Source organism: Roseateles microcysteis (assembly GCF_036880965.1).
Classification (GTDB): Bacteria; Pseudomonadota; Gammaproteobacteria; order Burkholderiales; family Burkholderiaceae_C; genus JAUASW01.
Genome location: NZ_JBAJMV010000003.1, coordinates 270,642 through 282,956, shown reverse-complemented (window position 1 = coordinate 282,956; position 12,315 = coordinate 270,642). Strand labels below are relative to the sequence as shown.

The window sequence follows — 12,315 nt, the reverse complement described above, 5'->3', positions numbered from 1 at the left end:
ATGCGCGCCGGCTTGGGAGCGGCCCTGCGCTCGGCCCTCATCGGGCACGCTCCTGCCGCGGGTCCAGATGATCCCGCAAGCCATCGCCCAGGAGATTCAATCCGAGCACGGCCAGCATGATGGCCAGGCCCGGGTAGATGGCCAGCTGCGGCGCCTGAAAGAGCCAGGTCTGCGCCTCGGCCAGCATGCGGCCCCATGATGGGTCGGGCGGCTGCGTGCCAAGGCCGAGATACGACAGTGCAGCCTCGGCCAGGATGGCCAGGGCGAACTGTATCGTGGCCTGCACGATCAGCGGCGCGGCGATGTTCGGCAGCACATGGTCGATGCTGATGCGCCAGGGGCCCTTGCCGCAGGCACGCGCGGCCAGCACATAGTCGCGCGACCAGACCGACAGTGCTGCGCCTCTCGCCACCCGCGCAAACGTCGGCACCGCATGCAGGCCGATTGCGGCAATCGCGTTGATGATGCCCGGCCCCCAGACCGCCGTGAACACCAGCGCGATCAGCAGCGCCGGGAAGGCAAAGCCGATATCGGCCGCGCGCATCACCACCTGCTCGACCCAGCCGCGCCGCGCCGCCGCCCACAGGCCCAGCACCGTGCCGCCGACCAGGCCGATGCCGACCGCGATCACGCCGACCAGCAGCGCATTGCGGGCCCCAGCCATCAGGAGGCTCAGCACGTCGCGACCCAGCGCGTCGGTGCCCAGCCAGTGGTTGGCGCTGGCGGGCAGCAGCCGGGCCTGCATGTCCACTTCGACAAGCGATCCCGGCGTCCAGAAGAAGGAAAGGGCGGCCACCGCCAGCACGCACAGGCTCAGGGTCGCTCCGATACGCAGGGCCGCCTTCATAGCCGGCCTCCGCCACGCAGCCGCGGATCGATCCACAGATAGAGCAGGTCGACGATGAAATTGATGACAAGCACCGCCGCCACCAGGAACATCACCGCGTTGCGCACCAGGGCGAGGTCGCGGTTGGCAATGGCCTGGAAGATCAGGCGGCCGAGGCCGGGCAGGGTGAAGACGTTTTCCACCACGATGGCTCCGGCCAGCAGATTGGCGAACTGCAGACCGGCGATGGTCAGCACCGGCAGCAGTGCATTGCGCAGCACCGGCCCCCACAGCAGCGCACGCCGGCTCATGCCCTGGGCCCGCGCATTGCGGACGAAGTCGTCGCGCAGCAGTTCGACGAGGGCCGAACGGCTGACGCGTGCCAGGATCGCGCCCTGCACCAGTGCCAGCGCGAGCGCCGGCAAGAGCAGGGCTTGCAGTGCGGCCGTCCAGCCGCCTTCGCCGCGCCAGCCCGGGAAGCCGCCGGCCGGCAGCCATTGCAGCTGCACCGAGAACAGCAGCGTCAGCAGGATGCCCAGCCAGAAGCTGGGCAAGGCGATGCCCAGCTGGCTGATGCCCATCACCAGGAGATCGCCGGTGCGGCCCTGGCGGCTTGCCGCGAACACGGCCGCCGGCAGTGCGACAGCCAAGGCCAGCATGAAAGCGAAGAACGACAGCGGCAGCGTCACCGCCAGCCGCTCAAGCATCAGCGGCCACACCGGCGCGCCGCCATAGCTGGCACTCTCGCCCAGCTCGCCCTGCAGGAGTCCGCCTGTCCATTGCAGGTAGCGCTGGAGGGCGCTCTGGTCCAGCCCGAGCTGGCGGCTCAGGGCCTCGACCGCTTCAGGCGCAGCATCCGGCCCCAGGAGCACCTGGGCCGCGTTGCCGGGCAGCAGGTCCAGGAGGCCGAAGATCAGCGCCGAGGCGGCTGCCAGCGTGGCCAGCAGCCAGAGCAAGCGACGCAGCAGGGCCAGGCTCATCGCTCTGCTGCTCTTCAGCGCCGGCGCGGTGGCAGGCTGGTGGGCGGGTCCTGCTGGTAGCGTGCCGCCTGCTTCAGGCAGCCCAGCGTGGCGCGGATATGGCTGCGGGCGGCTTGCTCGGCGGCGTCGCCATTGCCGGCCGCGATGGCTTGGGCGATGGCGCGGTGCTCGGCAATGGCCGGATGCGCGCGGTCCTTGGAAATCAGCACGGCCGGCGCGAAGACCTGCGAGGTCTTGCGCACCAGGGCCATCTGGCTGTCCAGGAACTCGTTGTCGGCCAGCTCCACGATGGCCGCGTGGAAGTCGACATTGCTTTGCGCATAGTCGCTGGGCGACCAGGGCGTGAGTGCCGCTTCCTGGCGCGCCAGCAGCGGTGTCAGCAGCTCGGCGGCGCGCTCGCTTCCGCGCTCGGCGGCCTGGCGCGCGGCCAGCGCATCGAGCATCTCGCGCATCGCATAGGCATCCATCAGCCGGCGGTGGTCGGCCCGGGCGACGCAGACGCCGCGCACGCTGTCGGCCTCCACCAGGCCTTCGGACTGCAGCATGCGCAAGGCTTCGCGCAGCGGCGTGCGGCTGACCTTGAGGTCGGCTGCCAGTTGTACCTGTCGCAGCATTTCACCGGGTGGGTAGTGGCCCATGTAAATCCGCTGGCGCAAGACCTGCGCCACTTCATCGACGAGCCTCACGCGGCCTCGCCATTCGGTCTGTTCTGTCACTTGTCCCTCGACATCCCGTCCCGGGCCTGCTGCATTCTTGTTGATGCTGATTGGCGCCGGAATGGTTGGATACTTGGCTTACCCTTGGGCGCGAATGATAGCCGCCATGCGCTGACACCAGCGCAGGCATCCAGGGCGAGTGCTGAAGCAAGGTTTTCAAGATGCTGCTGGACGAGTTCGATCTCCTGCTGCGCTCTCTGGACGAGTCTCTGGACGCTGTCGACGTTCAGACGGCGCGGCGTCTGCTCGACAACCTCAAGGACCTCGCCTTCGACGATTCTCGCCACGCCCGCCTGGCCTGTCGCCAGCTGGTGCTCGAGATGCACAGCCGCGAGCAGGAGCCCGAGCTTGATCCGGCCTACGCGCTGCTGAATGCGGCCCGTCGTGCCCTGGACCTGCCGGCCCAGGCCGACGCCCTGGTGGCGCTGGCCCGCCTGCAGTCGCGAGCGCGCATGGTGACGCAGGCGCTGGAGTCCTTTGGGGAAGCCGAGGCGCTGTACGAGCAACTCGGCGACCCCGCAAGCGTCGCCCTGGCCAAGGTGCGCGCCAGCAGTGCCCTGTACGAGGGCGAGCTGTTCGCCGAGCTGTTGCAGCGCTTCGAACCTCTGGCCGCCGACCTTGGGCAGCTGGCCCTGCTGCCGTCCGCCGCGAGGCACAGCCTGATGACCAACATCGGCGCGGCCTACTCCTTCCTGGACCGCTATGAGGAAGCTGCCGCCATCTCGCAGCGGCTCTATGAGGAGTCGCTGCAGTCGGGCACGCCGACGGCGCGGATGCGCGACACGGTCAATCTGGCGAACCAATACCTTTGGCTGGGCAAGCTGGATGCGGTTGAACGGCTGCTGCGCGAGGCGGGCGAACTGCTGGCTGGCGGCGAGGTGCTGGAGCGGCAGCAGATCTTCTACTTCCAGAATTGCGCCCTGCTGGCCTGGAAGCGCGGCCGGCACCTGGAGGCCTTGCCCTTGTTTGATCGGGCCTGGGCGCTGGCCCTGCCGCATCCGATGATGCCCATCCGCGGCCGCATCCTGATGCGCAAGGCCGAATGTGCCGAAGAGGCCGGTCTGTTCGAAACCGCGCTGGCCGCACGCAAGGCGCAGGTCAGCCTGGTGCAGGAGCGGGCCCGCCACCAGGCCAGGTCCTTCGGCCTGACGCTGGAGCGCGTCAGCAGCCATGCCCGCATGCAAGGTCAGAACGAGTACCTGCGCCGCCAGGGCAGCCAGCTGGAGCGCGAGCTGGCCGAGGCGCGCGATGCGCTGGAGCTGAAGGTCGAGCAGCGCAATCGCGAGCTGGAGCGCGCCGTGCGCATGCTGCTGGAGCGCGAGAAGCAGGCCGCCCTGACGCACCTCGTGGCCGGCGTGGCTCATGAGCTGAACACGCCGCTGGGCAACGCGCTGCTGGCGATCGGCACGATGGCCGCAGTCATCGACCAGAACAAGCAGGCTTTTGAGGAGGGGCGGCTGTCGCGGCGAGATATCCATGAGTTGCACGGCGGCCTGGAAGAGGGCCTGGCGCTGGCTCAGCGCGGCCTGGAGCGCGCGAGCGCCCTGGTGCGCAGCTTCAAGGCGCTCGCGCTGGAGCAGGCCGGTATGGAGCCGGTCGACTTCCATCCGAGCGATGTGGTCGAGAACACGCTGGCCGTGATGGATCGTGGCTTGCGTGAGGCCGGTGTCGAGGTGGAATTGCAATGCCCGGGCGGTCAGGTGCTGCATGGCAACCCCGGCGCGCTGGGCCAAGTGCTGGCCCAGCTGTTCGAGAACAGCCTGGTGCATGCCTTCAGGGGTTGGCAGGGCGAGCGGCGCTTGCGCATCAGTGCCAGCCTGCAGGGCGACGACTACTGCCTGGAGGTCGGCGACAGCGGACACGGCATTGCGCAGGCCAACCGCCCCCGCGTGTTCGATCCCTTCTTCACGACGCGGCTTGGCCAGGGCTCCTCGGGCCTCGGGCTGCACCTGGCTTACCGCCTGGTGACGCAGCGCCTGGGCGGTGAGATCCGTCTGCTCGAAGCGCCGGGCGGTGGCGCGCTGTTCGAACTGCGCTTGCCGCGCCGGCTCAGCCACTGAACCTGGCGCAGCTGCCGCAGGCAAGACCTGCCCCCCTTCGGAGGGGCAAGGCATTCCTTCCGTGCATGGATGCCCCTCAATTCGTGATGAAGTTCACAGGTTTGCCCTATGTACCAATTGGTCTAGTGGCGACGACCATTGCTGCGAGTTGGCACTGATCATCAGGGTTAGCTCCTGGCGACGCTCATGCGTCGACCTCAATGTCGCGCTTGCTGCTCGCTGGCTTGCTGGCCCTGTGCCCGCATGGACGCGCTCGTCTGCTGCATGTCGCGTTTCGGCCCTTGAGGCGCCCGGCCTGACCGGTGTGCCGGGCGCGCTTTTGGAACGAGATGACCATGACGATGAAGACCCTGAAATCTGCATTTGCCTGCCTCGCACTGGGTGCCCTGCTGGCACCCGCCCAGGCCTCGCTGCAACTGCGCGGCGGCAACAACGACATGGTGTACGACACCGCCACCGGCCTGACCTGGGTGCGCAATGCCAGCCTGGGCGGCATGCGCAGCTGGTCCGATGCCAAGGCCTGGGCCGAGGCGTTGGAGTTCGGTGGCCGCGATGACTGGCGTCTGCCGGGCCTCACACCGGTCAATGGCACAGCGCTCAATCTCGATTTCTCGGATGACGGCAGCACCGACAGCGGCTTCAACAACAGCGGCTTGAACAGCGAACTGGGCTACCTCTTCTACACCAGCCTGGGCAACAACGCCTTCGACGGACTGACCCAGACCGGCCCCTTCCAGGATCTTGCCGCCTGGGCTTACTGGACCGGCACGGCCTCGCTCTATGAAGGCGAGGCGATGCACTTCTTCACTGCCTTTGGCGACCAGGGCAGCTCCTCCACGGACAACCTCTATTACGCCTGGGCGGTGCGCGTCGGTGATGTGCCGGAGCCGCAGACCGCGGGGCTGGCGCTGGCTGCCCTTGCCGCGCTGTCGCTGACCCGCCGCCGCAGCCGCCGTTGATCGGCCTGGCAGCGTTTCGCTTCCCCCATCCACCTCCGCTCAGGGAGTCCTGTGCCATGAAGAAACTGCTATCTCGTCTCGCCCTGCTGGCCTGTGGCCTCTTGGGCCTGGGCCAGGCCCAGGCCGGCTATACGCCGACGATCGACTTCTGGGAATGTGCCAACAAGGTCGGCGGTACCTTCACGCACGGCCGCGTGCCCAGCGGCTGTGATGTGGCCTCGTTCGGCCCCGACAGCTTCGTGCGCGGCAATTACGGCCAGGCCATCTTCAACGATGCGGCCTACAACACGGCCAACTCGAGCGACCCGATCAGCGTGGCCGAGCGCAAGCGCTACATGCAGGAGATGTACCCCATCATCCGCGATGCAACGGAGCGCTATCTGAAGGCGCGCAAGCCCGGCGTGCTGCCCGATGAACTGGCGGCCTATCAGCGCGGCGTCTTTGCCCTGCTGCGCCAGGAGAGCTTCTGGTCGCATTACCGCGACGCGCAGCTCGCCGCCGGCCAGGCCTTCCTGCTGAAGATGGTTCGCGGCGACAACGGCCATGGCCACGGGATGATGCAGCTGGATGACCGCTACCACCTGGTACCGCTGCAAGAGGGCAAGGGCTGGAACATGCTCCAGAACTTTACCTACGCGATCGACATCTACTACGACGCCTGGCAAAAGGCGCCGGCAAGCTGCCTCGGCGGCGCCACAACCGGGACCGGCACGCAGGCGCAGATCGACGAGTACTGGCGCAGCCGCGCGCGCTCGGCCTGGTCGGCCTACAACGGAGGCCCGACCAAGGTCTGCCGCTGGCAGAACACGGCCGATGCCAATGTGGCCAAGGACAATGGCTATCGCGACAACTACGACCTGCGCCGCTGGCTGCCGGACGTGAGCGACCTGAACAAGGTCGCCAGCATCGACGTGCCCTGCCTGATGGACATGGGCGCTTCCTGCCCGTTGCCCACCTCGGGCGGCCCCTTGCCAAACACGCTGATGAAGCTCGGCAGCGCCGCCTGCGTGCTGGTGGGCGACAAGCTGGAATGCGTGGACGACATGCGCGACGCCGCTTGCCTGGGCTCGCGCACCACGTTTGACGACAGTGTCGCCACCACGATCTACGCCGCCGCCGTCTCCGGCCGCGCTCGCGTCGATCACAACCGCCATCAGCTCTGCCGTGCCGGCACGCCGGGCCTGCAGTCGCTGGGCAGCGCGATTGCTACCAGCAGCCCGCTGGAACTGCGCTCGGCCGTTGGCGGCATGGTGCTGGGCACCTTGCCCGCCGGCAACTACCAGGTGCTGGACTTCGAAGTGCGCGGCGTGCTGAAGCAGGACCGCTACTACCGTGTTCGCGGCGCATTGACCACCGGCGCGCAGCAGGACGGCTGGATCCTCGCTGGCGACAGCAGCAACCACGCCGGCATCGCGGCCGCCGCGGCGCCCACCGCTGCGGGCGCCATTGCCTATCCAGGCGACTGGGTGGCGGTCAACGTCACCACCAGCCTGAACCTGCGCGCCTCGCCGCCCAGCGGCACCGTCCTCACCACGATGCCTCGCGGCGCCGTGGTGCAGGTCAAGGAGGTCTATGGCACGGCATCTGCCAACAATCTCTACTACCGCACCGAGTACCTGGGCAAGGATGGCTGGTTCTTCGCCGGCAATCTCTACCCGAGCTCGACGCTGGCCAACTGGGCGATTCCGGCTGCGACGCCGGCCTCGCCGACCAAGCATGCACATTGCCCGGCCGGCACGCGCTACGACATCCACAGCCGCCAGTGCATGAGCGCCAGCGCGGTCTACGGCCCGTTCACGGCCGCAGCGACCCAGGCCTGCCTGGACAGCGGTGCCGGCGCGGTCTGCACGGCCGGTCGCGGGGTGGTGGTCGACGGTGCCCTGCTGCAAGTGCAGCTCTGGAACAAAGCGACCAACACGGCGGCTGTCGGCAATGGCGACTGCCCGCGCGGCGCCTCGCGCTCGGTCGCGCATCGATTCCATTGCACGGAAGCCGTGGTGCGCGGCGGTGCGCCCGAGACCGATGTCTACGGCCCGTTCGGCACGACGCTGGTCAATGCCTGCCTGGCCGCCAATGCCAACGCCGCCTTCTGCCGCAGCAACCGCTGGCCCGGCAGCGTCTACACGGCATTGCAGCCCTGACGAAAGAGGTGCGGCATGAACGCGAGGCAGCGAAATGCGCTGATGGCTGCGGTGCTCGTGCTGGCTGCGGCAGTGGCTGCCTTCGCCTGGCTGGGGCCGGACGCCGCGGTCGCCGAGCAGCCAGGCCCGAGCCAGCTGCTCGCCTCACCGGGCTCGGCCACGGCAGTCATGCCTTCCGCCGCTGCGGCGCTTGACGCAGCCAGTGCGGCGGCTTCAGCGGCAGCGCCGGGCCAGCTCGCCGTTGCTGGCACCATGCCCGCGGCAGCCGCGCTGAGGCTGCTCAAGCAGTGCTACTACGCCGACAACTGCGGCCTGGCCGGCAGCGAGGGGCTCGATGCCCATTTCGCGGCGTCGCGCGCCATCGTTGCCCAGCTCAAGGCCTTGCCGGCGCAGGCCAGCACGGCCGAGCAGGCACAGCTGGTGCGGGAGTTCCTGGCCTTTCCTGATGGGCATGTCCAGGCCGAGGCCCTGGCCATGGCAGCGCGCCTGCCGCCCGACGCGGCCACGGTGCAGGCCGCGGTGGCGGCGCTGCGCGAGAGCTACGACTCGGTGCTGTTCCAGAAGGCCTTCCCTGTCCTGCAGCAATGGCAGCGGCAGGGCTTGAGCGTGGGCTATGAGGACATGCTGGCCGAGGTGCTGCACACCGGCGGCTGGCATGCCGCTCAGGCCGTGGCGGAGAACCTCACGCCCTTCCTGACCGACAGCAATTTCGCTCGCTTCGAAGCGCTGCGCGGCCAGCTGGCCGAGGGCGCCCGCAAGGCGGCCCTGACCCGCTCGCTGGCCGACTATCGCCTGCAGCAAACGGGTGGCTGAACCTGCACTCATGATCCGGAAGGATCATGAGGCTGGCGAAGGCCTGGACGCGATACCGGCGGCCGGGCCGGATAGGCCTCAGCGCTTGGCCTTGAGCTGCTCGGCCGCCTTCAGCATGCTCTCGATATGGCCCTCGGGCTTCATCGCAGCGTGGACCGCGGCGATGCGGCCATCGCTGCTGATCAGGTAGGAGATGCGGTCGGCCATGTCGATGGGCTTGAGCAGCTTGGCGTCGTAGTCCCTCATCACCTTGGCACCGGCATCGGCGGCGACGGCGAACTTGTTGCGGCAGGCCTCGACCGAAAACTTTTTCAGGGTGTCGATGCTGTCGTTGGAGATGCCGACCACGGTGGCGCCGAGGGCCTCGAACTTCTCGCTCGCCTCGGCGAACAGATGGGCCTCGACGGTGCAGCCGCTGGTGAAAGCCTTGGGATAGAAGTACAGGACCACCGGCCCCTTCTTCAAGGCCGCAGCCAGGCTGAACTTGTAGGGCTGGCCGCCGAGTGCGGCTTCGGCCGTGAAGTCAGGCGCCGGGGCACCGACGGGCAGGGCTGCCTGGGCCAGGCCGGCGATCATCAGCGCGGAAAGAGTCAGGGCATGCTTGAAGAACATCGGAAATCCTGCAGCGGTAGGGAAGGTGCCGCATCATGCCTCGCCAACGAAAATTTCGCTGGACAGCAACTCGTCGGCCAGCCATTGCTGCAGGCAGGCGATGACGGCGGCGGCAGCGCCTCCTTCGCCCTGGCTTTGCGCGGCTTGCTCGCAAAGGTCGGCAAAGCTGGCGCCACCCTGCAGCGCTTGCAGCAGCGAGGCCTCCAGCGGAGGAAAGGTCCGCCAGCGCGTCTCCAGCCCCTGGCGCCAGACCAGCAGGACATGCGGACCAGCCACCGGCGCCGCCAGCTCGGGCAACTCGGTGTCGCACTCGGCGGCCCGCAGCGCCGCCCATGCCGGCTCGATCACCCAGTCCATCTCGAGCAGGCCCGTGCCCGGCTGCAGATGGAGCCGCAGGCCCGGCCAGCTTTCGCCGGCGAGTGAGGCCAGGTCGGCCCCTGCCAGCGGGGTGTTGTCGGCGGCATCAAAGGCTGCTCGCAGGGCCCAGTCCATGCGGGCGATGTCGATGAGGGAAGGGTGTTCCACCTGCGCCGCACCGGCGCCAGCCATGAAGCCGGCCAGGCCGTCGCCGAACCAGCGGATCGAGCGGTGGCGGGAGGGCTGGGCTTCGATATAGGCCAGGGCCAGGGCCTCGAAGGCCGCGTCGCCCATGGCCCGGTACAGCACCTCGTGGTTGTCGCGCAGCGCGGCTATCAAACGGGCGCGGTAGGCATGGGCATAGACATCGATGCGCGAGCCGGCCTTCAGGAGACCGGCCGCATCGCCGCCCGTCCGGATCGCCAACTGCAAGGCTTGCTGCAGCGCTGCATTCATGCCGGCACCAGCGCTTGTGCCAACGTGGCGGCGGCCAGGGCGCGCGCCTGGTCCAGCTCGGCGAGCAGCTCGGGCAAGGGCGGCATGTGGTCGTCGCGTTCGATCATGCTGGGGCGCGGGCCCATGCGGCGCAGGGTGTAGGCATAGAGCTGCCACACCGCATTGCAGATCGGGTGGTCGTGGGTGTCTATCACCAGCCCGCCCTGGTCCTCATGGCCGGCCAGATGAATTTGCACGACGGACTCGGCCGGGATGGTGTCGATATAGGCTTGTGCATCGAAGCCGTGGTTGCGGCTCGACACATAGACGTTGTTCACGTCCAGCAGCAGACCGCAGCCGCTGCGCCGGGCCAGCTCGGCAATGAACTGCGCCTCACCCTGCGCGTCGGCTTCGAACTGCAGGTAGCTGGAGACGTTTTCCAGCACGAGCCGCCGGCCGAGCAGCTCCTGCACCTGCGCGATGCGCGGCAAGAGATGCTCCAGCGTCGCGCGGTTCAGGGCCAGCGGCAGCAGGTCGTGCAGGTTGCGATGGTCGACGCCGGTCCAGCACAGGTGGTCGGAGATCCAGGCGGGCTCGATGCGATCCGCCAGTGCGCGCAGCTCGCGCAGGTAGCCCAGGTCCAGCGGGTCGGCGCTGCCGATGGACATCGACACCCCATGCATCACCACCGGGTAATCGCGCCGCAGGCGATCCAGATGCCACAGCGGCTTGCCACCGGGCACCATGAAATTCTCTGAAATGATCTCCAGCCAGTCGGGCTTGGAGACCAGATCGGTCTCGGCCAAGGCCGCGTAGTGTTCGACACGCAGGCCCAGGCCGAAGCTATTTGCAGGCAAGAGCATGTGATGGTGGAGGTCGGCGGTGTCTGGAATTGAATCATCCGCCGGGCCGCCCCAAGGATGATTCAAGCTGATGTCATGGCCGGGGGCTCCCCCGGCCATGATCGGCGTCCCCTCGGGGGACCGCCCGTGTACTCACGGGCGAGGGGTTGTCATTTTTCTACTTTGCCGCCGGCCTTGGTGCATTCGTCGGCGGTCTTCTTGCTGACCCAGCCCTGGCCCTTGCAGGCGTTGTGGCCCTTGCAGTCGCTCTTGGCGGTCTTGCATTCCGAGGTGCCCTTGCAGGCATTGATGCCCGAGCACTTGACCATGCCGTCCGCGGCTTGCACCGTGGTGGCCAGGCCGGTGGTGGCAAACAGGGCGGCCGCTGCGGCAGCAACACCGAGGCCGGTCTTCAGAATCTTGGCTTGCATATGCGTGTCTCCGAAAATGTGAGGAAGAGAGAGAACATTGAGAGATACAGGCCGGATGGCTGAACAGAACAGACCCGGCTTGCCAACTTGCGTCGGCGCAGGGCCGGCAGACCTTACACCTGAGCTCGCTGAGTGAGGGGATGCCACAAGATTTATGCAGTCTTGTATTGCCTGAAGTTATGACCTGAGTCTGCAAGCGCATTGGTCAGACCATTTGTAGACCATTAGAGTCCGGTCAACACTGAAAGCCCGCACCATGCTGAAGACCGAAACCCCCAGCGCCGCCCATCCGGACCTGGACCTCTACGAGCTGCCCCAACTGGTCAGCGCGTTCATCGAGGACCAGGTGGAGGCGGTCGACGCCGTGCGTCGCGCCGGGCCGCAGCTGGCTGCAGCCGTGGCAGCCGCCTTGCCGCGCATTCAGGCCGGTGGCCGCATCCTCTATGCCGGCGCTGGCACCTCGGGCCGTCTGGGCGTGCTCGACAGCGTGGAGCTCTACCCCACCTTCTCCTGGCCGCGCGAGCGCGCCGTGGCCGTGATTGCCGGCGGCCAGCAGGCCATGTTCGTCGCCATCGAAGGCGCTGAAGACGACGATGTGCAGGGCGCGGCCGACATCGCGGCCCTGAACCCCGGTCCCAACGACGTGCTGCTGGCGCTGGCCGCTTCGGGCGGCACGCCCTATGTGCTGGGCGCGATCCGCGCGGCCCGTGAGGCCGGCGCCCTCGCCATCGGCTTTGCCAACAATGCCGGCGCGCCGGTGACGGCCGCCGCCGAGCTGGGCATCACGCTGGACACCGGCCCCGAGGTCATCTCGGGCAGCACACGGCTGAAGGCCGGCAGCGCGCAGAAGATGGCGCTCAACACCTTCTCCAGCAGTCTGATGGTCAAGCTGAACAAGGTCTACGGCAATCTGATGGTCGACCTGAAAGCCACCAACGCCAAGCTCCTGCGCCGGGCCGTGGCGCTCACCATGCGCGCCAGCGGCGCCGACGAAGCCCTTGCCCGCGAGGTGCTGGCCAAGTGCGACAACCATGTGAAGGTGGCTCTGGTGGCGATCAAGAAGAACCTGACAGTCCAGCAGTCGCGTGAGCTGCTGGACGCCTCCGGCGGCAGCGTCCGGCGCGCGCTGAACGGCTGACCGAA

Annotated in this window: 12 protein-coding genes; 5 read left to right on the top strand and 7 right to left on the bottom strand. The window is 67.9% G+C overall.

From position 1 onward, the window contains the following. Window positions 1-37: 37 nt before the first annotated feature. The 3 genes from V3596_RS10265 to V3596_RS10255 are packed head-to-tail and all read right to left on the bottom strand — an operon-like array spanning window position 38 to window position 2,522. Window positions 38-847, bottom strand: coding sequence for an ABC transporter permease (locus V3596_RS10265; protein WP_334277625.1), 810 nt, complete (start codon window positions 845-847; stop codon window positions 38-40). Continuing rightward, window positions 844-1,806 carry an ABC transporter permease gene (locus tag V3596_RS10260; protein WP_334277624.1) on the bottom strand — a complete coding sequence of 321 codons (963 nt, stop codon included), beginning with the start codon at window positions 1,804-1,806 and terminating at the stop codon, window positions 844-846. Before V3596_RS10260 ends, V3596_RS10265 begins: the two co-directional genes overlap by 4 nt. Window positions 1,807-1,820: 14 nt before the next feature. Then, a complete protein-coding gene (locus V3596_RS10255) occupies window positions 1,821-2,522 on the bottom strand; it encodes a GntR family transcriptional regulator (protein WP_334277623.1) in 702 nt (233 codons plus the stop codon). A 161-nt stretch (window positions 2,523-2,683) separates the two neighbouring features. Between V3596_RS10255 and V3596_RS10250 the strand changes: the two genes are divergently transcribed. From V3596_RS10250 to V3596_RS10235, 4 genes are all read left to right on the top strand, one after another. Next, the gene (locus V3596_RS10250; RefSeq protein WP_334277622.1) at window positions 2,684-4,582 is read left to right on the top strand and encodes a HAMP domain-containing sensor histidine kinase; all 1,899 of its coding nucleotides are present in this window, start codon (window positions 2,684-2,686) and stop codon (window positions 4,580-4,582) included. 335 nt (window positions 4,583-4,917) lie between these two features. After that, the gene (locus V3596_RS10245) at window positions 4,918-5,541 is read left to right on the top strand and encodes an Lcl C-terminal domain-containing protein (protein ID WP_334277621.1); all 624 of its coding nucleotides are present in this window, start codon (window positions 4,918-4,920) and stop codon (window positions 5,539-5,541) included. Between the two features lie 56 nt (window positions 5,542-5,597). After that, window positions 5,598-7,682: an SH3 domain-containing protein gene (locus tag V3596_RS10240; RefSeq protein WP_334277620.1), complete on the top strand. Its 2,085-nt coding sequence runs from the start codon at window positions 5,598-5,600 to the stop codon at window positions 7,680-7,682. A 15-nt stretch (window positions 7,683-7,697) separates the two neighbouring features. Then, window positions 7,698-8,495: a hypothetical protein gene (locus tag V3596_RS10235; RefSeq protein ID WP_334277619.1), complete on the top strand. Its 798-nt coding sequence runs from the start codon at window positions 7,698-7,700 to the stop codon at window positions 8,493-8,495. A gap of 78 nt (window positions 8,496-8,573) precedes the next feature. On the opposite strand, the gene V3596_RS10230 is transcribed toward V3596_RS10235, so the two are convergent. The 4 genes from V3596_RS10230 to bufA2 all read right to left on the bottom strand — a co-directional run bounded on the left by V3596_RS10230 (window position 8,574) and on the right by bufA2 (window position 11,172). Beyond that, complete coding sequence (locus tag V3596_RS10230) at window positions 8,574-9,107, bottom strand: peroxiredoxin (RefSeq protein ID WP_334277618.1); 534 nt, start codon at window positions 9,105-9,107, stop codon at window positions 8,574-8,576. 33 nt (window positions 9,108-9,140) lie between these two features. After that, window positions 9,141-9,920 carry a DNA-binding domain-containing protein gene (locus tag V3596_RS10225; RefSeq protein WP_334277617.1) on the bottom strand — a complete coding sequence of 260 codons (780 nt, stop codon included), beginning with the start codon at window positions 9,918-9,920 and terminating at the stop codon, window positions 9,141-9,143. Next, window positions 9,917-10,762: an MNIO family bufferin maturase gene (gene bufB / locus V3596_RS10220; protein ID WP_334277616.1), complete on the bottom strand. Its 846-nt coding sequence runs from the start codon at window positions 10,760-10,762 to the stop codon at window positions 9,917-9,919. The genes V3596_RS10225 and bufB overlap by 4 nt, the downstream gene beginning before the upstream one ends. A gap of 149 nt (window positions 10,763-10,911) precedes the next feature. Continuing rightward, window positions 10,912-11,172, bottom strand: coding sequence for a BufA2 family periplasmic bufferin-type metallophore (gene bufA2, locus V3596_RS10215; RefSeq protein ID WP_334277615.1), 261 nt, complete (start codon window positions 11,170-11,172; stop codon window positions 10,912-10,914). A gap of 256 nt (window positions 11,173-11,428) precedes the next feature. On the opposite strand from bufA2, the gene V3596_RS10210 reads away from it, so the two are divergent. Beyond that, window positions 11,429-12,310 carry an N-acetylmuramic acid 6-phosphate etherase gene (locus V3596_RS10210; RefSeq protein ID WP_334277614.1) on the top strand — a complete coding sequence of 294 codons (882 nt, stop codon included), beginning with the start codon at window positions 11,429-11,431 and terminating at the stop codon, window positions 12,308-12,310. Window positions 12,311-12,315: the final 5 nt, after the last annotated feature.

Bases quoted from the DNA above. Each gene is read 5' to 3' on its own strand.
- V3596_RS10210 (WP_334277614.1), top strand. From the start codon at position 11,429: ATGCTGAAGACCGAAACCCCCAGCGCCGCCCATCCGGACCTGGACCTC.
- V3596_RS10235 (WP_334277619.1), top strand. From the start codon at position 7,698: ATGAACGCGAGGCAGCGAAATGCGCTGATGGCTGCGGTGCTCGTGCTG.
- bufA2 (WP_334277615.1), bottom strand. From the start codon at position 11,172: ATGCAAGCCAAGATTCTGAAGACCGGCCTCGGTGTTGCTGCCGCAGCG.
- V3596_RS10260 (WP_334277624.1), bottom strand. From the start codon at position 1,806: ATGAGCCTGGCCCTGCTGCGTCGCTTGCTCTGGCTGCTGGCCACGCTG.
- bufB (WP_334277616.1), bottom strand. From the start codon at position 10,762: ATGCTCTTGCCTGCAAATAGCTTCGGCCTGGGCCTGCGTGTCGAACAC.
- V3596_RS10245 (WP_334277621.1), top strand. From the start codon at position 4,918: ATGACGATGAAGACCCTGAAATCTGCATTTGCCTGCCTCGCACTGGGT.
- V3596_RS10265 (WP_334277625.1), bottom strand. From the start codon at position 847: ATGAAGGCGGCCCTGCGTATCGGAGCGACCCTGAGCCTGTGCGTGCTG.
- V3596_RS10240 (WP_334277620.1), top strand. From the start codon at position 5,598: ATGAAGAAACTGCTATCTCGTCTCGCCCTGCTGGCCTGTGGCCTCTTG.
- V3596_RS10225 (WP_334277617.1), bottom strand. From the start codon at position 9,920: ATGAATGCAGCGCTGCAGCAAGCCTTGCAGTTGGCGATCCGGACGGGC.
- V3596_RS10250 (WP_334277622.1), top strand. From the start codon at position 2,684: ATGCTGCTGGACGAGTTCGATCTCCTGCTGCGCTCTCTGGACGAGTCT.
- V3596_RS10230 (WP_334277618.1), bottom strand. From the start codon at position 9,107: ATGTTCTTCAAGCATGCCCTGACTCTTTCCGCGCTGATGATCGCCGGC.